General features: G+C 37.0%; 23 protein-coding genes and 1 tRNA gene. 17 read left to right on the top strand and 7 right to left on the bottom strand.

Annotated elements, in window-relative coordinates:
* The first annotated feature begins 598 nt into the window (after positions 1-598).
* From LLW17_RS10055 to LLW17_RS09995, 13 genes are all read left to right on the top strand, one after another.
* Positions 599-997 carry a BLUF domain-containing protein gene (locus LLW17_RS10055; protein WP_228230128.1) on the top strand — a complete coding sequence of 133 codons (399 nt, stop codon included), beginning with the start codon at positions 599-601 and terminating at the stop codon, positions 995-997.
* A gap of 678 nt (positions 998-1,675) precedes the next feature.
* The gene (locus LLW17_RS10050; protein ID WP_228230127.1) at positions 1,676-2,011 is read left to right on the top strand and encodes a hypothetical protein; all 336 of its coding nucleotides are present in this window, start codon (positions 1,676-1,678) and stop codon (positions 2,009-2,011) included.
* Between the two features lie 77 nt (positions 2,012-2,088).
* Entirely contained in the window at positions 2,089-2,949 is an 861-nt protein-coding gene (locus LLW17_RS10045) for an HAEPLYID family protein (protein ID WP_228230126.1), read from the top strand.
* Positions 2,950-3,430: 481 nt separating this feature from the next.
* Complete coding sequence (gene map / locus LLW17_RS10040; protein ID WP_228230125.1) at positions 3,431-4,195, top strand: type I methionyl aminopeptidase; 765 nt, start codon at positions 3,431-3,433, stop codon at positions 4,193-4,195.
* Positions 4,196-4,646: 451 nt separating this feature from the next.
* The gene (locus LLW17_RS10035; protein WP_228230124.1) at positions 4,647-6,686 is read left to right on the top strand and encodes a kojibiose hydrolase; all 2,040 of its coding nucleotides are present in this window, start codon (positions 4,647-4,649) and stop codon (positions 6,684-6,686) included.
* Between the two features lie 407 nt (positions 6,687-7,093).
* Positions 7,094-7,672 carry a Crp/Fnr family transcriptional regulator gene (locus LLW17_RS10030; RefSeq protein WP_350355206.1) on the top strand — a complete coding sequence of 193 codons (579 nt, stop codon included), beginning with the start codon at positions 7,094-7,096 and terminating at the stop codon, positions 7,670-7,672.
* A 64-nt stretch (positions 7,673-7,736) separates the two neighbouring features.
* A complete protein-coding gene (locus LLW17_RS10025; RefSeq protein WP_228230123.1) occupies positions 7,737-8,357 on the top strand; it encodes a DUF998 domain-containing protein in 621 nt (206 codons plus the stop codon).
* 331 nt (positions 8,358-8,688) lie between these two features.
* Positions 8,689-9,948: a chloride channel protein gene (locus LLW17_RS10020; protein WP_228230122.1), complete on the top strand. Its 1,260-nt coding sequence runs from the start codon at positions 8,689-8,691 to the stop codon at positions 9,946-9,948.
* A gap of 98 nt (positions 9,949-10,046) precedes the next feature.
* On the top strand, positions 10,047-10,625 hold the full coding sequence (locus tag LLW17_RS10015) for an HPP family protein (RefSeq protein ID WP_228230121.1): 579 nt from the start codon (positions 10,047-10,049) through the stop codon (positions 10,623-10,625).
* Positions 10,626-10,807: 182 nt separating this feature from the next.
* Entirely contained in the window at positions 10,808-11,434 is a 627-nt protein-coding gene (locus LLW17_RS10010; protein ID WP_228230120.1) for a hypothetical protein, read from the top strand.
* A 180-nt stretch (positions 11,435-11,614) separates the two neighbouring features.
* Positions 11,615-12,013, top strand: a complete 399-nt coding sequence (locus tag LLW17_RS10005) for a DUF1398 domain-containing protein (protein ID WP_228230119.1) — start codon at positions 11,615-11,617, stop codon at positions 12,011-12,013.
* Positions 12,014-12,178: 165 nt separating this feature from the next.
* A complete protein-coding gene (locus LLW17_RS10000) occupies positions 12,179-12,730 on the top strand; it encodes a DUF4287 domain-containing protein (RefSeq protein WP_228230118.1) in 552 nt (183 codons plus the stop codon).
* A gap of 1 nt (position 12,731) precedes the next feature.
* Positions 12,732-13,250 carry a DUF4199 domain-containing protein gene (locus tag LLW17_RS09995; RefSeq protein WP_228230117.1) on the top strand — a complete coding sequence of 173 codons (519 nt, stop codon included), beginning with the start codon at positions 12,732-12,734 and terminating at the stop codon, positions 13,248-13,250.
* Between the two features lie 219 nt (positions 13,251-13,469).
* Here LLW17_RS09995 and LLW17_RS09990 read toward each other — a convergent pair whose 3' ends face one another.
* From LLW17_RS09990 to LLW17_RS09980, 3 genes are all read right to left on the bottom strand, one after another.
* Positions 13,470-13,652 carry a hypothetical protein gene (locus tag LLW17_RS09990; RefSeq protein WP_228230116.1) on the bottom strand — a complete coding sequence of 61 codons (183 nt, stop codon included), beginning with the start codon at positions 13,650-13,652 and terminating at the stop codon, positions 13,470-13,472.
* Positions 13,653-14,982: 1,330 nt separating this feature from the next.
* Complete coding sequence (locus LLW17_RS09985) at positions 14,983-15,846, bottom strand: sulfite exporter TauE/SafE family protein (RefSeq protein WP_228230115.1); 864 nt, start codon at positions 15,844-15,846, stop codon at positions 14,983-14,985.
* Between the two features lie 98 nt (positions 15,847-15,944).
* Complete coding sequence (locus LLW17_RS09980) at positions 15,945-16,361, bottom strand: RrF2 family transcriptional regulator (protein ID WP_228230114.1); 417 nt, start codon at positions 16,359-16,361, stop codon at positions 15,945-15,947.
* A gap of 382 nt (positions 16,362-16,743) precedes the next feature.
* Between LLW17_RS09980 and LLW17_RS09975 the strand changes: the two genes are divergently transcribed.
* A complete protein-coding gene (locus LLW17_RS09975; RefSeq protein ID WP_228230113.1) occupies positions 16,744-19,296 on the top strand; it encodes a TonB-dependent receptor in 2,553 nt (850 codons plus the stop codon).
* A gap of 421 nt (positions 19,297-19,717) precedes the next feature.
* Positions 19,718-20,695, top strand: coding sequence for a bile acid:sodium symporter family protein (locus LLW17_RS09970; protein WP_228230112.1), 978 nt, complete (start codon positions 19,718-19,720; stop codon positions 20,693-20,695).
* A gap of 76 nt (positions 20,696-20,771) precedes the next feature.
* On the opposite strand, the gene LLW17_RS09965 is transcribed toward LLW17_RS09970, so the two are convergent.
* Positions 20,772-21,989 carry a site-specific integrase gene (locus LLW17_RS09965; protein ID WP_228230111.1) on the bottom strand — a complete coding sequence of 406 codons (1,218 nt, stop codon included), beginning with the start codon at positions 21,987-21,989 and terminating at the stop codon, positions 20,772-20,774.
* Positions 21,990-22,213: 224 nt separating this feature from the next.
* Positions 22,214-22,291 (bottom strand) — tRNA-Pro (locus tag LLW17_RS09960).
* Between the two features lie 228 nt (positions 22,292-22,519).
* On the opposite strand from LLW17_RS09960, the gene LLW17_RS09955 reads away from it, so the two are divergent.
* Complete coding sequence (locus tag LLW17_RS09955) at positions 22,520-22,963, top strand: hypothetical protein (RefSeq protein ID WP_228230110.1); 444 nt, start codon at positions 22,520-22,522, stop codon at positions 22,961-22,963.
* A gap of 4 nt (positions 22,964-22,967) precedes the next feature.
* Here the strand turns inward: LLW17_RS09955 and LLW17_RS09950 are convergent, their stop codons facing one another.
* Together LLW17_RS09950 and LLW17_RS09945 are read right to left on the bottom strand one after the other, a co-directional pair.
* Complete coding sequence (locus LLW17_RS09950; protein WP_228230109.1) at positions 22,968-23,420, bottom strand: c-type cytochrome; 453 nt, start codon at positions 23,418-23,420, stop codon at positions 22,968-22,970.
* On the bottom strand, positions 23,417-24,547 hold the full coding sequence (locus tag LLW17_RS09945) for a PQQ-dependent sugar dehydrogenase (protein ID WP_228230108.1): 1,131 nt from the start codon (positions 24,545-24,547) through the stop codon (positions 23,417-23,419). The genes LLW17_RS09950 and LLW17_RS09945 overlap by 4 nt, the downstream gene beginning before the upstream one ends.
* Before the next feature lie 189 nt (positions 24,548-24,736).
* Here LLW17_RS09945 and trxB point away from each other — a divergent pair, with 189 nt between their 5' ends.
* A complete protein-coding gene (trxB, locus tag LLW17_RS09940; protein WP_228230107.1) occupies positions 24,737-25,693 on the top strand; it encodes a thioredoxin-disulfide reductase in 957 nt (318 codons plus the stop codon).
* Positions 25,694-25,755: the final 62 nt, after the last annotated feature.

The raw sequence follows: 25,755 nt of genomic DNA, 5'->3' as shown, positions 1-25,755 counted from the left end.
TTTACAATCCTTTTATTTTAAATGTGTTTATGATGATAATGTGATTTTTAAGGAATCCCTCCTAGTTTTTGAATTGCCTAAAAATAGCCTGATCTTTTTATCTTCATTTGCGTCAAATGAATCAAGGCAGAATGCTTAAAATCTAAAATTCAGGTCCAATTCTAACCAATTTTCAAGGGCATAGTGTAGACCATCAGAGCGTATGCTGAACGGTCTTTGACTGACGCAATTAAAGAGTTCTTTAAGTATGTTGTAGTGCAGCATTACTGCAATACAAACAATAAGAAAATCAGATGTTCTACTTACTAGAAATATTCAAACTTAATTTTCTTTTTTGAGAGGTCTCAAACCATTTCCCATACTGGTAGTAAGCTTTTTGCCCGAAATCTTTAAATAATTCGTTTTAGTATTGCAAAATAGAATATTATTGTTTTAAATTATAAAATATTTAAAAATTTAGTGTGGTTGATTCCTTCCCCTTTAATCATTCTGCATCTAATTTTTCAGCCAAAATAGATAGCACTCAATAAGTCCTTCCCAATTGTTGACGAATCTTAGAGTAGCATCCGTTTTAAAGAAATACCTATAAAAACCTCCAATGATGTACGCTATCTGCTACGTAAGCGATGAACGTAAAGAGTTAAACAAAGAAGATTTAATCTTGCTCTATGAACAGACGGTATATAATAACTACCGAGAACAAATAACCGGTGTTCTTATCTATAAGGATGGTAGTTTTTTTCAGGTTCTTGAAGGAGAGCATCAAATAATAACTTCTTTATTTGACAAAATAAAAAAGGATAAAAGACACATGAATGTGATCACGCTTTTTAAAAGGGAGAGTGATCGCGTTTTTGACGATTATCTAACCGGTTTTAGTATTGTTGACAATTATCAGGGACTAGAAAGTCTCAGAATTTTTCTGGCTGATAAAAGAGCGGTTTCTACTACCTCCGCTTGCGTTGAGAGTATTATAAAATCGTATTTAAAAGCTTAATTTAAAAAACGCATAATTCCGGATTGGGTATGCCACTAAAAATTTTAAGAAATTGATTTAAGCACGGGATTGAGCTAGGTTTTTTTGTTTAAACCGCTCAAGGAATGGATAACACTAACCCTTAACTGGATAAATGGCAACTATGAAGTCTCCTTCCTGAGCTTTGATAATTTTCAGTGGCCTCTTTTTTTAAACGGAAAAAAAGAGGCCTATTGAATAAATTCTAAGCATTAGTCATTCCGGTAATTCGTTCTTAACTTATTATAAAATCTAATTTTCCCCTCCTTAGTTACACTTCCTGAATACGGATAGCTGTGTCATTAATCAGTCTGGTCTCTGCTGGGGTAAAACCGCATTTAAGCCTGATTCAACCCCAAAAGGTATAGTTAATGGTAATTGTCCTGTGGTAGCATCTGAAGGATGCCTGCACGTAAACTGCTTGTTAATGAGGAGTAAAACGGGATTCTTTAAAAGATTGAAGGGCTTACATTTTTCTGGGATCTAACGGGACTGACAATTTATTTAAATGGGCTCCCTGTCAAAAGGGGTGAGATCCATATATTTGGCATTGATTAATGAACTGCGTGCCGTATAAGAAAATTTATAAAAGGGCGTTTACGATTTAAGGTGTTAAGAAAAATAGGAAATAGCGTATTTACTAAAATCCTTTGGGGACTAATGGGACTGTATTTGCTCAACATCAGTGTTGACCCAATAGACCCTAATCCTGAACATATTGCAGAAGATTTATCAATCAACGATCAGGAAAGTATTATTGAAATAGTTTTTGAGAAAGTATTGGGTTATGAAGATGCCATCAAAGAATATGATGACCACGATACAGAAGACCACACTAAAAAAGCACATGTAAAGATTGATTTAACCACGCATTCCGTGCTTCACAATAACCTCAATAAATCCTTCATTGACACAGCCAAAAAGAAATTCCCGAACTATACCGTCAATTTGAAAAACGGTTTTCAAAAGCTGGATATTCCACCACCCAAAATTTGATTTGTTTAATGACTTGACTAATTCTCATCTATTTTCTTAGTGGGAAAGTTTCATAATACTTATAAAACAAATCAAAAATGAATTTTAAAAAATCAGTAGTGCTAATTTTTCTATTGGCATATTCAACATATTCAATTGCCCAAATTACAAATACAAAAAAAGACAGTATTTATATTCAACAAGTAGAAGACCATAAGGAGCCTGACAAAGTATTACACGCTGAACCTCTTTATATTGATCTTATCCGAGATTTGGGAGCAAGAAAAGGAGAAAAAGAGTGGAATTTAGGTTTAGGGCTAACCGACAACTTAAAATTTGATGCCTATGAGGCACTTATAGAGTATGAGTGGGCTCCAATTGACAGATTAGGATTTGAAGTCGAGCTGCCATTTACTTTTTATTCTCCTCAAAGTGGTGTAAATCGGGATTCAATTCCCTCTAATAGTTTAAATAGTATCAAAATAGCGACACAATGGTCATTTTTTGTTAATGAGCAAATGGCCACATCAATGGCAATTGGATATATCAACGAGTTCGAACTTTCAGATTTTAGAGAATTTGGAAGTCCCTTTATTAAAGGAAATATTTACAACCCTTTTTTTATCGTTGCAAAACGCTGGGGAAACAACTTCCATTCATTGGTTTATACAGGTCCAATGATTGAACAGAACTTCAGCACCAATACCTTTCATACTACGTATGACATTAACACCAGTTTCCATTATATGATTACAGGTACAAGAAATTTTATTGGTGTCGAATTCAATAAAACCTTTGATTATGGTGCATTTGATATGACGATACGTCCACAAATGCGTTTAGGAATCGTCGAAAACTTATTGATTGGAATTGTGGCAGGAATTCCCGTGAGCAAAGAAAATGAAAGATTGAGCTCATTCGTCAGATTAATATGGGAGCCTAAGCATAAAGAGAACTAAAAAATACCATTTGCTAATACGTATTGAAAAGATAGCGGTTCAGGTGCAAACCTGAACCGTATTTTCTCAAGTAAGCTCATTAATGGTTTAAAAGAATAAATAGCATTATTTTAAATTAGTTCTCATAAAACTCCTGTCAAAGAGAGCATTTCAAAAAAAATGAGAAATTAAGGAAAAGGATATTTTCATGCAGATCTAAAGCCTTTTGACCAGGCGTTTTTTTGTTTCCAACCTAAGTTAGAACTCAGCCTGGCATCCTCGAGCTAATGATTAGATGGAACTTGATATAACCCAATAGAGACAATAAAGAATTGTTCCTGAAGCAGTAACGGTAATACTGTAAATTGGAAACCAGGCAAAGCATTATTAAAATCGAAGTAATCAGTCTATTTCAAACGCCAAGGTTTTTTTAAAAATTACAGCTATTCAGATCGATTACATTTCATATATTAAACCCTGATAGCTACTTAAAAACGACGAAATGTCAATAACAAAGGAATCTGAATTAATAGGAATGCAAAAAATTAGTGAAGTTGTAGGTACTACACTAAAGTTAATGAGAGCATATGCTAAAGTGGGAATGACAACAAAAGAATTAGACCTCTATGGAGCAAGTCTTTTAAAAAGTTATGGAGCTAAATCAGCACCTTACGAAACTTATGGTTTTCCAGGATTCACCTGCATTAGTGTAAATGAAGAAGCCGCTCACGGAATACCATCTGAGAAAAAAATACTACAGGAAGGAGATTTAATCAATATTGATGTTTCAGCAGAACTCAATGGCTTTTGGTCTGATAATGGAGGTTCTTTTATTCTTGGTAAAGACCTTTATAACCATCAGCCGCTTGTAGATGCTTCTAAAAACATTTTACGTAAAGCAATTCATAACATAACAGGCGGAGTGAAAATTTCCGAAATAGGCTATTTAATAGAAACAGAAGCCAGAAAGTCGGGATTTAAGGTCATTAAAAATTTAGCTGGTCACGGAGTTGGTAGAAGCTTACACGAGGAGCCTGATAATATTTTAAATTACAGGGTAAAAAGCAACAGAGAACGATTCAAGAAAAATACAACGGTCGCAATAGAGACTTTTATCTCAACAAACTCTAGTGTTGCAGTCGAGCTTAATGATGGCTGGACTTTAGTGGGAAACAAAGGTGGGTTTGTTACTCAACACGAACACACAATTCTAGTAACTGATAATTATCCCATTATTTTGACCGCATCAAATGAAATTTGGAATTAGATCATGGAATACGATTTAGTTTAGTGTCATTGAAAAGAGCAACTTATTTTATATTTCTAAAGAATTTCTAAAACTACAGGTTTTTATGGTTCTGCTGTTCCAGAATGTGATTTGAGGCTTAAAGGGTAAATGCTTTGTTGTTGATCTGATATTGCACTAGATTACAGATTACATTTTGAATGCTATATAATCTTTTTGCTCGCGTTTTATACGTTACTGATAAGTATTGAGATAGTACTGTGAAAGCCGAGCAGGATTGCAGTTCGATATAGAGGTGAATTGTATATGGGTTAAATTGTTTTAAACCAGTCCTATTTAAATTTCAGGACTTCTATTTTGTAATAATTACAAATACAAAACTTTGGCCCTGTACTCAACCGGGGAACATAAGAATTTTTACGGATGTACTCCTGCTGGCTTGGGCGTATGTTTTAACCAAAATAACCAAAACATGAAACAAATCTTTAATGTTGTCTTACTCCTTTTAAGTGCATTTGTATATGCTCAAAATGATGGTTGGCACATAACCACTCAGAATAACGAAGATCCCTATACCGGGATCGCGATGTCTAATGGGAGAATTGGGATTCTGACATCCGCCGAACCCTTTAAAATTAAGCATACCGTTTTGAATAATGTGTATGACGTAGATCCGGTGCTTAAAGTTAGTCAGATAGTACATGGGATGGATTTTGGCAATTTGGATGTATTCATAGATGGCGAACAGGTAACTTCTGAAAATATTGTCAATTGGAGTCAAACGATTGATATGAAAGAAGCCGCATTTACTACTCATTTTGATTTTAAAGGAAAAGCAAAAATATCCTGTACGATTTATGCGCTTCGCAATCTTCAGTATACAGGTTATATTGACGTAAAGATTTCCGCATTAGAGGATATCTACTTAAAAGTGATAGGAAAGATTACTACACCAAAACAGTATCAGGATCCACAGAATACCTATGAAGTACTGCGCGATGTAGAAACGACCATGCCCATTTTACAATCTATAGCAAAGACCCCCTTTGGCAAACATGTGGTTGCGACATCGGGTACCTTTGTTTGGCATCACATTAATTCTTCCCGGGAGCAACAACGTCCGGAATTAACGCATAAAGTTGCCTCCCCATACGAAAACACCCTTTCATTTGAATATGAAATCAAAAAGACTAAGAACCTGGAATTTGCCTGGACAGGTGCAGAATGTACTACCGCTAATTTTTCTGACCCAAAGTCGGAATCAGAACGTATGGTGATTTTCAACTTATTAAACAGCCGCGAAGTACTTTTAGGCGGTCACAAAGCTTTATGGGAAAAGCTTTGGGAAGGCGATATCCTAATTGAAGGAGATTTAAAATCCCAGCAGGATGTTCGATTGGCATTGTATCATTTATATGCTTTTGGTAGAGGAGATTCAGATTTGAGTATCGCTCCTATGGGGCTTTCTCTTCAGGTTCCTTACAATGGTCATATCTTTTGGGATACCGAATTATGGATGTTTCCACCACTACTATTACTGAATCAGGATATTGCGCGCTCTCTGGTTAATTATCGTTCAGATCGGCTGGAGCCTGCCAAAGAAAGAGCCGTAAACTATGGGTTTAAAGGAGCAATGTTTCCCTGGGAGAGTGACGATACCGGGGAGGAAGCCACACCTCCTTTTGCCTTAACAGGACCTTTTGAGCATCATATTACTGCAGATATCGGAATAGCGTTTTGGAATTATTTCCGCGTGACGAAAAATATAAAATGGCTGGAAGATAAGGGATATCCTGTAATGAAAGCAGTCGCTGATTTCTGGGTGAGCAGGGTAAGCAAAAATGACGACGGATCCTACTCCATAAATAATGTAGTTGGGGCCAATGAATTTGCTCCAAATGTTAACGATAATGCCTTTACCAACGGTGCAGCAATAACCGCCCTAAACTTTGCTACCCGAGCCGCAAAAGAATTGGGTATTATTCCAAATGCAGAATGGGAGCAAGTGGCCAATACTATAAGAATCTTAAAATTCCCTGACGGCGTAACGAAAGAACATGCTGATTATGATGGTGAGCGTATTAAACAGGCAGATGTAAATTTATTAGCGTATCCCTTAAACATAATTAACAAGGAAGAGACGATTTTAAAGGATTTGCAATACTACGAACCCAAATTGGCCAGGGAAGGGCCTGCTATGGGGAAGTCTATTTTTGCAGTACTTTATGCCCGTCAGGGAGATGCAGATAATGCGTTTAGGCTGTTTAAGGAAAGTTATGTGCCTAACCAACAGAAGCCTTTTGGGGCACTTTCGGAAACAGCTACAGCCAATCATTCCTACTTTGCGACAGGAGCAGGCGGAATGTTGCAAACCGTTTTGTTTGGTTTTGGAGGCTTAGAAATTTCAGAAGAAGGTATTACGCAAAAAAATCCAATACTCCCCAAGCAATGGAAATCCTTAACTCTTAAAGGTATTGGGTTAGATAAAAAAACCTATAAAATTGAAAGATAAACTTCAAAGCTCAATGGAGTAGGGAACCCTATGCGTCAAGCACCGGCTTTAGGCTTAGCCCCCGGAACCAGTTCGCTGAATTTTATAGTATTTGATAAGGCTTTTTCTAAAGCATGCCTATCTTCCCAACAGAAGACCAGGACCAGCAATTTAGGCCTAGGTGATATCAAATAGTACTTTAAAACAAAAAATTCGAGATAGGCTTATATCCTGTTGTTGTAAACGATTTTCACCAATTAAGCTAACCAGAATTGTGCTTTTGACTACCGAAAAACCTAAATACAGGCCGAGCTATATTCCAGACATAAGCCTCAGGATAAATAAGCAATAAAACGCATTCCTATCCCGCTAATTATGGAGAGATATTGATATATTTAGAGTAGATATAATAAGTTTGCAATAAGGCAATCCCACCAGCATATAGCATCGAAAATTTAATAGCCCATATAAGCGATTTCATTTCGGTTTCAAGAACATTAAAAGATAGACTTGAGAACATCAGCACAATCCATGTCTTACCCAAAAATCATTTTCTACACAAACCCAACAAAATTTGTTCACACACCTATTTTATAAATAGCGGATTGATTAGGACGTATTATCTGAAGGATGCTAAGGAAATAACAGACAACTTTTCTGCAGAGAACGAATGGATCACTTCCATTTATAGCTTTCTTCAAAACGTTCCAGACTGTTTTCACATACAAACTTTGGAAGAAACTGAATTGGTAAAAATTTCATTATCCGATCTTGAAAAATGCTTTGAAGATTTCCCGGAAATGGAGCGTTTTGGGCGAATGTTGATCTCAAAATACTTTTTGGAACAATCTGAGCGCATCATTTCGCTTCAATTCAATTCTGCAAAGGAACGCTATCAGTTTTTTGAGCGGTCTTCAAAGAACAAATTATCAAGAGTGCCTCTCGGGATGTTGGCTTCTCATTTGGGTATGACACCCGAAACCTTGAGCAGGGTGAGAGCTTCTTAATGACTTTTTGATTTACATCAAATTTTGGTACAAGGGGTTTCGGTAAACTTGTAAAAAATATCGAATGACAAACAAATCTTATGGTATTATAGGCATTGTGGCACCCATTTTATTTTGTATCACTTACATCGTGATGTCTTCTATTAGATCTGAATATTCGATGCTCACAAAAGCAATAAGCGAATTAGGTTCCGTAGATGCACCAAATAAACATATTTGGAATTTCATCGGCTATTTCCTTACCGGTATATTGATAGCTTTTTATTCAATAGGTCTTTATAAAAATGTAACTGTTACCAAATCGAGCCAATTACCCCTTTATGGTATTTTATTAAGTGGCATTTTTATGTCCATTTCTGGAATATTTGCAGGCGATTTTGACAATCCCCAATCAACCACAATGGTAATCCACACCATTGGAAGTATTGGGAGCTATATTTTCTTCCTCATTGGGGCTTTTACCTATCCAAAAGTGATGAGCCAAACCGAGTATTGGATATCTGCAAAGAAGCCAACCCTGTTATTTACCCTTTTAACTATTGTGTTTGGAACCTGGTTTATCGCCTTTCCGAATATTCCTGCGTTGGGACAGCGTATCGTTTTCCTCTTCTATTTTTTATGGATATTCTATACTGGAATTAAACTTTATCGACAACCGGAAAAAGCCCGGTTGATTGTGGAATGACGGCTCTTGCCCCTAAGCAGTAAAGTACTGCGCCTAAAAGTAGGCAGGTCTCAGACCACTACCGAAGCGTAGGAATACGAGTTTTCCCAATACAAAACCTGGACAGGCGGTTCGTTTAATCAAAACCTTACTTTTAAGTAATATAAAATGGTTAAAACCTATGATTGTGACAACTGATACCGTTACAGTAGACAAAGCGCCACAAGTTAATTTAAATACATACATTTAAAATTTATTAAGCTGATAGAGATTCTTAATCTTTAAATTTTAGATTTGTTTAGCTTTCAATCTACGGGTCGTATCTTTACGCCCGTAACCACCGCCACAGCTCATGAAACTCAAACGTCGAAGAAAGCTAATCACTTATTTAAATCTTTTAGACCAGCCTGTTAAATTTAATCCGTTCGTTTTCAGTCGAAACTTCATATTATGGGCTTTATTGGGATTGATAGGAGGCGTGATTGCAGGAGTTTATTGGTTAGGGCTTGAATTTTTGACGCACCAGTTACATTTTTTTAAGGGATGGCAGGTAATCCCGGTAATGGCAATTTGTGGATTTTTAGCAGGACTGATTATACACTTCATTGGAGATCCCGGAGAAATACATCTGATTGTCGATAATATTCGATTCAACAAAGGAAAACTTGACCCAAAAAATAACCCTTCAATGATACTTTCTTCCCTGCTCTGTGTAGCTTCCGGAGGCAGCCTGGGCCCAGAGGCTCCCTTGGTTCAAGTGACAGGCTCAACAGGTACATGGTTGGGAAAATTATTTCGCCTAAAAGGTGAAGAACTGCGATCATTGAGCATCGCAGGAATGGCTTCAGGATTTACTACCTTGTTTGGTGCTCCTTTGGGGGGAAGTTTATTCTCTTTAGAAATACTTCACCATAAACATGCGGTTGAGTATTACAAGGCAATTATACCTGCATTCGTTGCAAGTTGCTTTAGCTATTTAATTTTTGCCTTAATCATTCATTTGGGACTGGGTCCAGTATGGGATCTTTCGGCCTATCAATATTCAGGAATTTTCGATTTTGCTTATGCCTTTGTGTTTGCTATTGTAGGAACTGCTTTTGGATGGATATTTATTCTGTGTACTAAATTCTTTAAATCCATATTTGAGAAAAGACCCCTACCCATATACTATAAAACCTTAGTTGGTGGACTAGTGCTTGGAACAATAGCATTTTATCTCCCCATAACACGCTATTTTGGGCATCATGAAATCAATATCTTACTATCTGAAAATTTTCCCGTTACCCTATTGCTGACAATTCTAGGCTTTAAGATTATAGCGATTTCTATAACCGTAGTTTCAGGTTGGAGGGGCGGCTTTATCATTCCGCTATTTTTTGTGGGAGCCACCCTGGGTCTGATTCTGCACCAACTTTTTCCTGAATTAAATTTGACACTGGCTGTAGTGAGTTGTATGGCTGCTATAAATGCCTGCGTAACCCGCACACCAATGAGTACAACCATACTCCTTGCAACCCTGACTGGTTTTGGTCATATTATTCCGATCTTTTTTGCAAGCTTAACAGGCTATTTCCTAGCACCGAGAATCCCTTTTATCAGTTCACAGAAATAAAAAGTAATTCAATTTATATTCAATCAATTATAATTAGGAAATTTACATTTTAAGCACATATTTTATATAATACATCCAGTAAGAATAAGATTTTTTAAATGTCTAAAAAACGTGTAAATCGTACGTATAGAATTACAAGATATATTATCTACAGAGAAACTTTAATTGATTATAAAGAGCATTTCTGGACCTTTATTGGGGCTTTCGTAGGTATAGGATTAATTGCATTTTTTCAATCTTTCTTTTTAGAAAAAATGGAAAATGTTTTTTTGATCGGGTCTTTTGGAGCTTCCAGCGTTCTGGTGTATGGAGCTATTCAAAGCCCTTTTGCTCAACCGCGAAATTTAATAGGTGGGCACGTCATTTCTGCACTCATTGGTGTTACCATTTACAAAGCAATGCCCGATATAATTTGGTTAACAGCTCCCTTAGCAGTAGCATTGGCTATAGTTGCTATGCAATTTACGAAGACCCTGCACCCTCCAGGAGGAGCTACGGCACTTATTGCAATAATAGGCACAGAAAAAATTAAAGTTCTGGGATATTTTTATATTTTTTCTCCGGTATTAACCGGAGCTGTAATTTTATTAGTGGTGGCATTAATTTTTAATAATTTAACCAAGAACCGCTTTTACCCTTCAACACTTCGTAGGATACGTAGACCAGAATCTAAGTAGAGAATTGTAATGTCTTAATATAAAAGCTATTTGTTATCCTAATTCATGATATTAAATGAATTTTGGAGACCGAAAACGTTCCTCTGGAGGTGACTCTATTTTGAGATGGACGGCCAGGAGAACATCTATGAAGTAACAAAAACACCTTTCACGCGTCGATATAGAAAATCCGAATTCCTCCAATGGATAAACTAAAACACAGATTAATTCCACAACTAGGTATTATTTACACCAGATACCTCATTGGCGGCGCCTTTGTTTTTGCAAGTTTGATAAAGATAAAGGGAATGCGTTTTACAACGGAAAGTGGAGCAATGCATCCTATAGATTCTGCGTGGCATCTTTTTGAAACGCTGTACCAATCCGGATTGTATTGGAAATTCCTAGGAACAGCACAGGTACTTGCAGGCTTTCTTTTAATGACGCAAAGGTATGCAAAGCTTGGAGCAATAATCAACCTTCCCATCATATTGAATATTTTCATAATTACATTGTCTTATTATTTTGCCTTAACACCCGTCGTTACCGGACTGATTTTACTGGCAAATATGTTGCTCCTCCTTTGGGAATGGAATGAACTTAAAATCCTGTTCAATTTAAGGCCTCAGTTTGATACCGGCTTCAGGTTGGAGAACGATAAGATTTGGCAACTAATGGGATTGCTATTATTTGTGTTCACCTTTGGTTACAGACTAGTGATTAACAACTATAACATTGCATTTTGGGCTGTAACCTGTCTTAGCATTGGAGCCATAGGCCTAATTATTGGATTACAGAGAGAACGAAAAAGAAAGCAATACCTATCCTAAAAACAACCCGGGTAAATTCATTCTATTTTCAAGTAGAATGGCATTACGATTTTGAAAAAAAAGACTGCGGATTGCTTTTTGTAATTGTTAACCAATAAACTTCCATTAACCTAATTGCCTTGAGCATTTTTTACGCGAATAGCATTATATTTAGAGTTGGTGTAACTAATTTAGTTCGATTTGAAAAAATTTACCATAGAACAAATTAAAGCTGCTCACCATAAAGTAAAATCGGGAGCAGACTTTCCAGCTTACATCCAGGATATTAAAAATCTGGGTGTAACTTATTATGAGACTTTTGTTGCTGATGGCCATACCGATTATTATGGCGGCAAGGAGTATAAAAGATCATCACCTGCAAAATACAATATGCTGAAGGTTGCAGACTCTTCAAACAAAGAGCAGTTTAAAGTAGACCTCAAAGCGCATCAGGACGGCAAAACAGATTATCAAACATTTTGTAAGGATTGTGCCAAATCGGGCATTAAAAAATGGGCGGTTAGTATGGGAGAAATGACCTGCACCTATTTTGACAAATCAGAAACTGAAATCCTGGTAGAACGAATACCACCGTATTAAATACCTAATATCTAAGCAAAAGAACAAGCGGGTGCTCCGTCACCTGACAATTGGCTCTAATAACTCTAATTAGTGTATCCTATACCGGACAGGCCTCACCACTCTTACGGATAGATGATCGTATGAGTTAATGCATTTAATTGACAAACCTATAAAAGAAAGAAAATGGATCAAGCAGCACAGACCATGATTGAAAACCTGTACAGGAACACAGGTAAAACCTTAGAGCAATGGATAGACATTGTAAGTCATGAAAATTTTACTAAACACGGTGAAATCATCAGGTTTCTCAAAGAAAATCACGGCTTAACTCATGGTTTTGCAAATCTAATCGCCCATAAATCCAAAGGCTCTGACTCCGGATCGGCAGAAAATAGTGAAGACTTAATCACAGCTCAATACAAAGGAAAAGAAGTCCTTAAAATAATTTACGATAAGCTTATCGCAGAGATTCAAACTTTTGGAAACGATATTGAAATCGCACCCAAAAAGGTCTACGTGAGTTTACGACGAAAAAAGCAATTTGCAACGCTACAACCTGCGACAAAAACGAGATTTGAAATTGGTATTAATCTCAAAGGGCAGGAACCAAAAGGAAAATTGGAAGCAGAAAAACCAAATTCCATGTGTTCCCATAAAATTAAAATTTCTGATATCAACCAAATTGATTCTGAAGTTATGAATTGGATAAAAATCGCTTACGATAACGCTAACTAACATGGCTATGAAATTTATCAGGATTGAGATCAAATGGGCAATCATTTTTTCAATAGTTGTATTAATATGGATGGTTTTAGAAAAATTAGCTGGACTACATGGAAAGTTCATCGATTATCATCTTTACCTAACCAACCTTTTTGCAATTCCGGCAATCATCGTAATGGTAATAGCATTGAAAGACAAGAAGAAAAGTGTTTATGATGGAAAAATGGACTATAAACAAGGACTAATTTCAGGAATCGTACTTTCGGTACTAATTGCTTTAATCAGTCCGCTAACGCAATGGATAACCTCTTATATCATAAGTCCGGAATATTTCCCAAACGTAATAAAGCGTTCTGTAGAATTAGGCTATTTTAAGTCAACAGCTGAAGCGGAAGCGAATTTCAATTATCAAAACTATGCAGTGCAAGGTGCAATAGGGGCTTTGGTTATGGGAATTGTAACGACTGCTATCTCAATGCTTTTTATTCGCACCAAAAAAGAAAAGAAAATAGAGCCGATGGGTCATCTATAAATTGACGTACGGTACCCCTTAAACCTTCTTAACCTGGCCTCCTCTTTTAAAAAAACTTGCCGAGGGATCTCTAAGAATATGCAAAACAGTTCGGAGAGAAAAGTTTATTAAATCAAAAGCAGTATCTAAGAGTTCTTAAAAACACCACTAAACAAAGGTAGCTTTTGCCTTTTTAGATCGGTAAATACTATACGTCTATTTTTGGTTGAGAGAAAAATTTCACCATCCGTCTATCTGAAAAGGAACAGTAGTTTTTTTATCCAAATAAAAGGCTATAATGGTATTCCTTAAATCGGGATTAGATGCGATCCATTTGTAGAAACGATCATTTTGTTTCTGAACAGCGTCAATTCTATCAAGACTTTTAAGTTCTGAATAGAGCGCATTGAAGAAATTTTGCATCAATTTAGTTCTATGGACCATTGCTTGAAACAGAGCGTCGAATATAAAAATTTCCAATTGACTCATATCCTTTTCAGTACTGGTTAAGCTCTGAACTACTCCAGTACAAAAACGTAATTTCAAAGTTGATGTATCGCGTTCTAAAATAAAAAAGCGTGCAGCTACCCACATCAGTTCAGATTCGCTAAACGCTATCTTCTCAAATTTTACAAGCATTTTTATATAAATGTATGTAAAAAGATCAATCCTAATCAACACAGATTTAAAAATAAATTTTACAAAAAGTGGGAGATCACAGTGCTGAATTTCTGGATATAATTATTCTGCTAAATGACATTGATAGTCTCAGTCACTTTTAAAATAGTGACCTGAAATAAGTTGGTTAAGCTTTTATTGGAGTTTTATTAAATTTGAACGCAATGGATTCTCAGAATAGCGTATCCTATGTAGTGTAATCACAGATTTTGTTTAATTCACTTTTCTATAACTGCACCAATTTCATGTGTAGTTTATAGGGTACGAGGCATTTCTTAAATAAGAAATTAGTAGTGATCCCAATGTTTCGGATATCTGGAAAGACGGAGCCCCTAAACCGTAGGTTTTAGTATTCGAATATTGGGATTTTTCCTTTTTATAAAGCAGGCAGTTCTATATTAATATCCCTTAAGATTACCCTGTTCCCTTAATAAAATGCCTATAAAGTGTTTAGGAGATAACGATCAAAGGTACTAAGATTGAGCTCCTGCGAAGAAATTTTTAGCACAACAGGAGTGTAAAACATGTATAATGACAATTCATAAATCCCAGGCTTTATCATAATAACGCTAAAACAAGTCTTACGCAAAAATAATCTCAATTATCGGGCTGGTAAGCAGCCCAACTTTAGGGAGTTGGCCCGTTATTTAATTCCTTACCACAGGCGCCAGTTTGAAGTATAACACCGGTTTAAAATGAAAAAAGCCGTTCAGGTTGCCGGTAGCGGCGATAAGGATATCTTCTGTATCAGGGGCGTGCATATCTGTAAGTACACGAATACAAAATGAGGCGGATTCGTTCTTGCCCAGTGATAGACCATTATCCTTAATAAAAGTCTATAACCTTGGTGTAGAGCGGCACAATAACGTTCCTAATACCGTCAAAATAGTACCGTGCCTGGGCTCAATTATACAGTTGAAACTGGCATCCCTATATCTGGGAATAGCAATCTGCAATAACCCGAATGAAGTATGCCTTTTTTTGAAGCATATCTATTTAGGGTGAAACAGGTCTTGGATTTTGAGGTACAGAATATAAGAGATTGCGCTAATCAGACTTAAAGAGTCTGCACCAGTTAAAAATACCAGGCCTTCAATGCAGAATACAGCGAAGTAATTATTATCACGATTCCTACCACAATCATTAAATTTTTAGCTGAAATACGCTTGGTCATATAGGCTCCAAGAGGAGCAGCCAATGTTCCACCCAAAATTAGACCCAGAATTATCTGCCAGCTTTGTATTCCGGTAAAATATATCAATATACCAGCGCTAAAGAAGGTTACAAAGAATTCAACGGTATTAACGGTACCTATAATAATCTTAGGAGTATTGCCTTGTCGAATAAGATTAGATGTTACTATAGGACCCCAACCGCCACCGCCAATGGAGTCTAAAAAACCTCCTATGGCTGCATAGATTGTGGCATATTTCAAATTACCTTTTTTATTGGCATTTTGCTTAAATGCTTTTAATAAAATAATTATTCCCAGCCCCATCAGATAAAGGTTGATGTAAGGCTTGATAAGGTTTCCATCAATAATATTACCTAAAAGATAGGCCCCTATAGAAGCACTTATTACCCCGGGAATTAACAACTTAAGAAAAAGAGTTCTGTCAAAATTTCCAAACTTGATATGAGACAAACCTGAAATACCTGTTGTGAATATTTCTGAAGCATGTACTGCCGCTGAAGCCAGACGTGGCGAAAGGCCAAAACTTAAAAGAACCGTATTTGACGTTACACCATATGCCATGCCTAAAGCGCCATCAACTAACTGAGCCAGAAAGCCGGCTAAAAGGAACCAAAAAAAGGTATTACTAAATGCCACATCCTCTGGCGAGGCATCCGGTAAAAATTTTAGTAGTACAAAAATGATTAAGAATAACTTTAGGGATACTATGGTTATTGCGATATGATTGCTCTTAATACGATCCACAATTAGATTTTAAGTAGCAAATATATATTAATCCCTATTAATCCTACCAGTTTAATAGGGATTAATTTTAATACTATTATTAAAGGATGTCTAATCGGCTATTTAGATAATTTGGAGAGCTCTGAAATTGAGCGATTAAGTACTGGCAGCATCTCTTTTCTTAAATCTCTAAAAACTGTTTTTATTTCGCATTCGTGCTCACTCATACACTCATCGCAAGTATCGTAAAAATTCTCTGAAGTGCACGAGGTCAAAGCAATTGGCCCGTCTATTATACGCATTATTGCTGCGATAGTAACATCATCGGGACTTTTGAGAAAGCCATAGCCTCCCGAAGGTCCACGCTGGCTTTTGATAATAGCAGCCTGTTTAAGCTCCTGAAGAATTGATTCTAAAAATTTGAAAGGAATCTTTTTAGCATCAGCAATTTTTTTTGCTGACAGTGGGGTATGAGCTTTTTGCTCGTGAATATATAATAATGCGTGAATGGCATACTTTACCCGACTTGAAAGCATATTGGACGTTTTTAACGAATATATTGATTTTGCGCGTCATCATAGAATGCTTATGACATATTCCAATTAATAAATCTTACAATACTCATTAAAAGTTGATTGATTGTCTTTAGTGATAGCGAATTAATAATAAAACTATAATTCCTATAGGATTAGTAGGATATATAGAATTTTAGTTTAGTTTTGTCTTGTCAACAAAAAAATAATGGATTCTACTTTCTCTAATTCTTCTTTAAAACGCTGCTGTACAATTAGGAACATGCAGTGGGTGAGGTGTTGCTGATCAGCATCTACGCCGTACTACAAGATATCCCTCCTATAAGCGGGATTTTTATCACCACAAATTTCAAAGTCAACTTATCGTACAATCAATTCATCTAAAATGAAAAATTATATACAATTCATAAGCTCTTTATTTTTTCTCACCAGCTTTTACAGTTTTAGTCAACTAACAATTTCAGGGGAAGTATTAGACCAAACAACCCGTGAAAGTCTTATAGGGGCAACTGTTGTTATCCAGGGGAGTAGCATCGGGACAACGACAGATCTTTCAGGAAGGTTCAGTATAAATTATGACGGCAATCTACCCATAGACCTGCGGATAAGTTATGTGGGTTATGAATCTGAGGAGATTCAAATTGAAAGAGGTGGGGAATATATTATAGGTTTACAATCTTCGCCCTCTTCGCTCAATGAGGTCATTGTAACTGCAAGGCGAAAAAGTGAGGAAGCGCAGGAAATTCCGATTCCCATCGCTGTTGTGGGGGCTAAGGAGCTCGATAATTCTGTTTCTTTTAATGTAAATAGAGTAAAGGAACTGGTACCTTCAGTACAACTCTATTCTTCTAATCCCAGGAATACTACTTTGAATATCCGGGGGATTGGTTCCACCTTTGGGCTTACTAATGACGGCATTGATCCGGGTGTAGGTTTTTACGTTGACGGGGTATATTATGCCCGTCCGGCGGCGGCCACACTTGATTTTATTGATATTCGGCAGATTGAAGTGCTACGGGGACCTCAGGGAACACTTTTTGGAAAAAATACAACTGCTGGAACTTTTAACATTACAAGCCGCAAACCCACCTTTTCAACATCGGGAATATTTGAACAATCTTTTGGGAATTTTGGATTTATCCAAACTAAGGGTTCTATTTCTGGCCCGATTTTGAAAGATAAACTCGCAGCGCGATTATCTTTTACAGGCACTCAACGGGAAGGTACTATTTACAATATAGCTACAGAAGATTATACCAATACGTTAAACAATCAGGGTTTTAGGGCACAGTTTCTTTATCTTCCAGCTGAAAATATTAGCCTCAACCTTACCGGAGATTACACGCGTCAACGACCGGATGGTTATGCGCAGGTATATGCAGGTACCGCCCCAACACAGCGAGCGCCATTCAGACAATTTGAACAAATTATTTCAGACTTAAATTATACGTTGCCCAGCAGGAATCCATTTGATAGAATAATTGATACGAATACTCCCTGGCGCTCTAATCAGGATATGGGGGGAATTTCACTAAACGCAGAAATCGAACTCGCAAAAGGGACTCTCACTTCAACATCAGCCTGGAGAACCTGGGAGTGGGATCCTTCAAGTGACCGTGATTTTACGGGTCTGGACGCTATTAATAAATCTCAGGCACCTTCTATACACCATCAGTTTTCTCAGGAAATAAGATATACAGGACAAATAAATGAAAAATTGAATGGTACTATAGGGCTTTTTACTTTTTATCAAAAGCTTGATCCTGATGGGGCACATACTCTTGAAGCAGGAAGCGACCAATGGCGTTTTGTACAAAACAATCAAAATCCACTTTGGGAAACCCCCGGGCTTCTCGATGGGTTAAAACAGGAAACCAAACCCCGTTTCCGCAATTTTAGTGGGGCACTTTTTGCGCAGGTAGATTGGAAAATTACCAATAAACTCATTGCAAACCCAGGTATTCGATTGAATTATGATCAGAAAGAAGTCGATTTTGAGCGTACAGTTTCAGGAGGCCTTGAAACGACTGATCCAGAGCTTATAGCATTAAAAAATCGTGTTTTTACACCGCTTGAGTTTCAGACCCGTATTGATGACTGGAATATTTCCGGGCAGTTGGGACTGAGGTATTTGTTTAATCCTAGTTTTATGGCTTATGCCAATTATTCCTGCGGCTTTAAACCGGTAGGGTTAAACCTGGGAGGTATACCAACTGAAAATGGAGAACCTCTGTTGGATTTGGCTGTTGTGGATCCTGAACGCGTAAGTCATTTTGAAGCGGGAGTTAAAACACAGCCTTTGAAAAACGGAACACTTAATGTAACCTTTTTTAATACTGATATTTTTGACTACCAAACCACCGTACGTTCAGCTGAAATTGGAGTTATCAGGGGGTATCTGGCTAACGCAGAGCATGTAAGGACTTCGGGTGCAGAACTTGAAGCGGGATACTTTACAAAACACTTTAGTTTCAATACTTCCATAAGTTATACAGGTGGAAAATACATCGATTTTAGAAATGCACCGGTTCCGTTAGAAGAGACCGGAAGTGGAGGAAATGAACTAAAAGATGTTTCAGGAGGGGTATTGCCCGGTGTCTCGAAATGGTCTTTTGCTTCAGGAGCTGAAGCTTTTGCTAAAGGATTTTTTATAGGTCAGAATGGGGAATATTTTGTAGGATCAGATGTGTTTTACCGCTCTTCCTTTTCATCTAATCCCACACCATCAGCCTATCTAAATATTGACGGCTATGCGTTGTTAAATGCACGAATAGGTTTTAGAACACAAAAGGGAATCAGCCTATATGTTTGGAGCCGAAATTTAGGTAATACCGATTATTTCGAACAACTTTTAGCAGCCGGTGGTAATGCGGGTCATTATGCAGGGGTATTGGGTGATCCGCGCACTTATGGGGTTACAGCACGATATACGTTTTAAATTTAGCTTTGGAATTGTTTTCCGTACTCAAAAATGAAATTTAGGTTCCGGTTTAAGGTGTAAATGTTGGTTAGATTAGATTTTGAATAATTTATAGGAAATCGGAAAGAAATTGCTGAAATAAGATAGTAAAAAAGGAAATTTGCCGATTTAAATTAAAAAACTGCTTTTGATTTGACTGTAAGTTAAATAGCAGAGGATTTAAATCACAAATACCTAAACCGAATCTACGGTATGAGAATTCCCTTTATAATAATTGCGCTAATGGTTCATTGGTTTCATTACCAGCGGCTCTGTAAGGCGACAGGTTTAGAGGTACAAAAGCCTATGGCAATTATATTCGTGGGAGACCTGCTCATTTGTTTGTAATTATCGTTAACGTTTTGTCCTATCAAATAAAGATTCAAAACCAAAATCGAATATGAGATTAAAGCTTGACCCCTTTGTTAGTGCTATATTTTTAATAGTGGCAATTGCTTACTTCTTTCCACAATTCGGAATAGATAATATGGAACCTTTTCTTAATAAGATTACTACCGTGGGAATCGGGTTGATCTTCTTTTTTTACGGTTTAAAATTAAGTCCAGCTAAACTTAAAGCTGGTTTAAGCAACTGGAAACTTCACTTGTTGATACAGGGCAGCACATTTTTTTTGTTTCCGGTTTTGGTATTGTTGTTCAGGCCTCTGCTGCATAATGCAGAGCAGGAGATTATATGGTTAGCGTTTTTCTTCCTTGCAGCTTTACCCTCAACCGTAAGCACTTCTGTGGTAATGGTGTCTATTGCTGAGGGTAACTTACCATCAGCAATATTCAATGCGAGTATTTCTGGTATTATCGGGATTCTGGTCACACCGTTGTGGATTGGTCTTTTTATAAACACTGATCAGGTAGTATTTGATTTTTCAGATATTTATGTCAGTCTGATATTACAGGTTTTACTACCACTTCTTCTGGGTATTTTTCTTCAGCTGATAGTAGGATCGTTTGTGCAACAATACAGCAAACAATTGGCGCTGTTTGACAAAAGTATTATACTACTCATTATTTATAAAAGCTTCGCAAAATCATTTTCAGATCATCTTTTTAGCCATATTTCCCTCACAGATTTTCTTTTCATTATAATTGGTGTTCTGGTTCTATTTACACTTGTTTACAGTCTTATAAGTCTACTGTCAAGAAAGCTAGGTTTTTCCTTAGAAGATCGGATTACGGCTCAATTTTGTGGGACTAAAAAGTCGTTGGTGCACGGCACTGTTTTCTCAAAAATTATTTTTCAGAATGCAGCTTCGGTAGGTATTATACTCTTACCATTGATGCTTTTTCATATATTTCAAATAGTCATCATTAGCATGATAGCTTCCCATTATAAAAAAATGATTGAGGTGCGTGTAAAGTGAGCATACACCTTTGCAAAGGACAGTTTTTACATAAATTAAGTTTCAATTATTTTAATTAAGCTGCTATTGTTCTTGCCTATCCAAGCCGGGATCTCAAAATTTCGATATCAGAACTTATTTTTTCTTCCAAGACCCTTGCATAAATTTGAGTTGTTGTGATTTTGGTATGTCCAAGCATTTTAGACACGGTTTCAATAGGGACTCCATTGGCAAGTGTGACGCTGGTAGCAAACGTATGACGTGCCGAGTGAAAGGTCAAGTGCTTGGGGATTTTTAATAAAGTGGCTATGTCTTTTAAATACGAATTGACTTTTTGATTTGAATAAACAGGAAGCAATTTTCCATTATTCAGCTCAGCATGTAGATTGTATTTGTTTAGGAGTCGGAGGGGAGTGGGAAGCAAAGGAACTTTAACCTTCTGTTCATTTTTCGCTCTCTGAGTGAAAATCCAATCGCTACCGTCTATCCCTTTAACTATGTTATTACGATGAAGATTCTTAATATCAATGTAGGATAATCCGGTATAGCAGGCAAATATGAAAATGTCACTGACAGTTTGAAGCTTAGAATTTTTCAAATCTGTATTTTCTATAATTTTTAATTCCTCCTTAGTCAAAAATTGTTTTTCAAATTTTCTAAACTTTAACCGATATCTGGCAAAAGGATTTTTTTCTAACCATCCAAGATCTAAGGCAAAATTCATCAGTTTACGAAGGCGCTCCAAATGCTTCATTATTCCATTGTTGTTTAAAGAATTTGAATTTTGTAATGAAGAACCTTTGCGTAAATAATGCTCAAAATCAATAATGAAACTATAATTGATCTGTTTAAGTAATAGATCGGGAGTCTTCTTTTTATTAATTAAGAAGATCTTTATGGACTTCTCTGTAGTATAATAATTTTTTAATGTGCCTGGCTTGAGAATGCCTTCCATTTTCTCATTGTGATAGGAGACTAATTCCAAAAGTGTTTTATTACTTTCATCAAGACCTAAAAACCGGGCTTTAACTGATTGCGCGGTAACTACATTAAACTCATCAGATAGCTCCGTGTTGCATGTTAATAATTTAGTGTAAACCTGATCCAGATACGTATTTAAGGCTTTTCCCTCTGTGGACCTTAAATTAGTTTGTTTTAGTTTGGTATCCCAAAAGGTAACCGAAGTTTGCTTTTGTAGACTGATTTCTGCACGTTTTCCATTAACAGTAATACGTGCGTAGATAGGTGCTAAATCTCCATTTCTTTTGGAAAGATTCAGCCAAAAATGAATGTTAAATGTGTTTGAAGTGCCCATAAACTCTCGCTTTAGGTTAATAATCGATTTGTTTACGAAAGTCAAATCGAAGCGAAAGTCAAACCTGATCAGTAGTTCAGATCTTTATTAAAATCAACTTTTTTGAGGTAACCGAATTGGTCACTTTTTGGTTGATTTTAAAGCTAACTATATGAAATCAAAAAATATTAATATTACTGATTTTCATATAGTTAGCATTTTTTTGATACTATTAAGTACCCCTTTGGTCGGGATGAGAGGATTCGAACCTCCGCTCTCGCGCCCCCCAGACGCGCACTTTAACCGGACTAAGCTACATCCCGAATTTTCAGGGTGCAAATATAAATAATTAAGACAGACTGCAAAGTCTTTTAAAATTTAAGTGACTCAGATAAAATAGGGAATACTTTGAATTTGGTATGAAAACTTAAATAGTATTCATAAAATAGGGGTAATTAATGATTAATAATAAAACTATAACGTTTTCATTTTGTGATATCATATTTTTTGTAACTTAAGATTGCAAAAAAGTCTTATTAATCCTCTTTATTATGAAACTTAAACATTACACTCTCGTACTTTTATCAATAGTACTATTCAGCAGCCTCAAACTAAACAACATACGCCCTGATCATTTAATTAAAGGGACCTGGGAGTTGGAAAGCTTTTACTATTACGACAACAACGAAATTTCGGACACTTTACCTACTACTGATGGTTATAGACAAATAAAAATGTACACGTCAGATAAGGTCATGTGGACACGCTACGTGCCCAAAGACTCAGTAGAGTGGTTTGGCTATGGAAATTATAAGGTAAAAGACGGTATGCTCATCGAAACTTTAGAATACGGTTCAGAAAGTATGATGGGGGCAATAGATACCTTACGCATTTTCACCTTTGAACTTCAGATTTCTGAAGATGCATACAGCCAAATCAGTATTGACGAAGAGGGCAATCGCATTTCATCAGAAAATTACAGGCGTATCGAGTAATTTACTATTCTTTTATTGCAGCTACTTCAGCTTCTGTTACCATTTTCGGGCTTGAATTACCCCAGGAATGTAAAATATAGTTCATTACATCTGCGACTTCATTATCATAAAGTCCTGGAGCAGTCATTACACTATTGTAGGTGCTGCCGTTAACCGTTATCTCACCTTTAAGACCGTATTTTACAGCGTGAATAGCCGCTTTACGGTTTTTTAGTAAATAATCTGCCTTGGCGAGTGGAGGGTAAACACCTGCAACACCTGCGCCGGTAGGGAGGTGACACTGCATACAAAAGTCCTCATATACCGTTTCACCACGTTCGATACTTTTCTTTAGTTCATCCTGAAAATCAGCATTTTTAGGAATTATAGAGTACGATTCCTGATGGGATTTTAAAGTTGTCAAGTAACCGAATCCACCTAGTATGAAAACGGTTAATGTTGCTAAAGTTATTTTCATTTTTTGATCAGTTTTACAATTCCTACTCCTTCAACTCCTGCATAAATCATACCATCTGGTCCTTGAACCACATTGCGTACACGACCTATACCGTCAAGAAGCTTTTCGCGTTTTACAACTTCATTATTAGAATTGAGATAAAGAGCTTCTAAATACACAAATTTTAAAGATCCTACCAAGAGATTTCCTTTTAAGTCAGGATAAGAGTCCCCGGTAACCAAAGCAAACCCGCTGGGAGCTATAGAGGGAACCCAATAATAGAGGGGTTGCTCCATTCCTTGTTTTTGAGTTTCATCGGTTATAGGAGTACCGGAATAATTGATCCCGTAAGTAATTACCGGCCAGCCGTAATTGGCACCTTTTTTTATTACATTAATTTCATCACCCCCTCTTGGTCCGTGTTCGTGAACCCAGATTTCGTTTGTATTTTCATTGTAAATCATCCCCTGTGGATTGCGATGTCCATAAGACCAAATGGCTTCTTTAGCATCTTTAACACCAACAAAAGGATTATCCTGAGGTATACTGCCGTCGAGGTTAAGCCTGTAAACTTTCCCGTTATCGCGGGTAATGTCCTGCGGATTTATATCTCGTTCACCGCGTTCACCTGCTGTGAAAAATACGTGGCCGTTCTTATCAAAAACGATTCGGCTACCAAAATGCTGACCTTTAGTGGTATTTGGACTTGCTTTGTAAAGAACCTCCTGATTTGTCAATTGGTTTCCAGAAAGTTTTGCGCGCATCAAAGCGGTATTTGCCCCTTTCTCTTCACCTTCGGTAGAAGAGTACGTGATGTAAATCCATCCACTCTCCTGATAATCGGGTGCGATTTGTATGTCTAAAAGTCCGCCCTGACCTCTGCTTGAAAGTTCGGGAAGCCCTGATATTTCTGTTTTTTCACCTGCCTTAAAATGAATGAGTTTACCTTCTTTTTCGGTAATGAGAATACTTCCATCTGGCAGAAAAGCCATTCCCCAGGGATTAATCAGATCCGGGACCACTGTTTCATAGGTATAGGCCTCAGACACTGTAATAGGCACATCATTTTCTTTGACTTCCTGTTGATCCTGTCCACAGGAAGAAAGACTTACTAGGAGGAAGGTTAAGACACTTATATAGTTTTTCATAGCTTACAAATTTGCCTAAAAATAGAAAATATAGAACGATTATGGGACTTATAATCTCCAAGGCGTAAATTTTTGTTGTTAATAACGACTTATAACTGGCTTTAGGTAATTTTTAGAATGCGTTTTTATTGATGTACTTTTGCATTTCATAGAAAATGATCTAAATCCCAAAGGATTAAATTTAAATTTATGGCAGTAGAACGAATTAAATGTTTGATTATAGGGTCTGGACCCGCGGGTTATACAGCAGCAATATATGCTGCAAGAGCTGATATGAAACCTGTGCTATACACCGGTCTGGAGCCCGGAGGTCAGTTAACAACAACTACAGAGGTAGATAACTTTCCGGGGTATCCTGATGGAATTGATGGGCCCACCATGATGGTACAATTACAAAAACAGGCAGAGCGTTTTGGTACAGAAGTGCGCATAGGTATGGTGACTTCGGTAGAATTTGCCAAAGAGGCCGGAGGTATTCACAAAGCTGTGGTTGATAATAAAACGGAAATTGAGGCAGAAAGTGTAATCATAAGCACCGGGGCGACAGCAAAATATTTGGGATTGCCCAGTGAGCAGCGTCTAAGAGGCGGAGGAGTTTCTGCCTGCGCAGTTTGTGATGGTTTCTTTTATAAAAACCAAAAGGTTGCCATTGTAGGTGGTGGTGATACTGCTGCTGAAGAAGCAACCTATCTGGCTAACATTTGTGAGCACGTGACTATGCTAGTACGTAAGGATGAAATGCGTGCTTCAAAAGCCATGCAGCACCGGGTAAATTCCAGAAAAAACATTACGGTATTGTACAATACCGAAGTAGAAGAAGTAATTGGAGAACAGGTTGTAGAAGGCTTGAAGATGATTAATAATGAGACCAAAGAAACCAGTCAAATTGATATTACCGGTTTGTTTATCGCAATTGGGCATAAACCAAATACAGACATTTTCAGGGATCAGATTGATATGGACGACACAGGTTACATCATAACCGAACCCAAAACAACCAAAACCAATATTCCAGGAGTTTTTGCCTGTGGTGATGTACAGGATAAAGATTACCGCCAGGCCATAACTGCGGCCGGTACGGGTTGTATGGCGGCTTTAGATGCAGAGCGCTATCTGGCTTCAATAGAGCAGGAGGTAGAGGCTTAATGCGATAAAGATATATAAAAGCAAAAAAGCTCTCCGGTTTGGAGAGCTTTTTTTATGGGATT

It is taken from the genome of Leeuwenhoekiella parthenopeia (genome assembly GCF_020782115.1).
Taxonomy (GTDB): domain Bacteria; phylum Bacteroidota; class Bacteroidia; order Flavobacteriales; family Flavobacteriaceae; genus Leeuwenhoekiella; species Leeuwenhoekiella parthenopeia.
The sequence above is the reverse complement of the archived record's forward strand: the minus strand, read 5'-3'. Positions and strand labels throughout refer to the sequence as shown.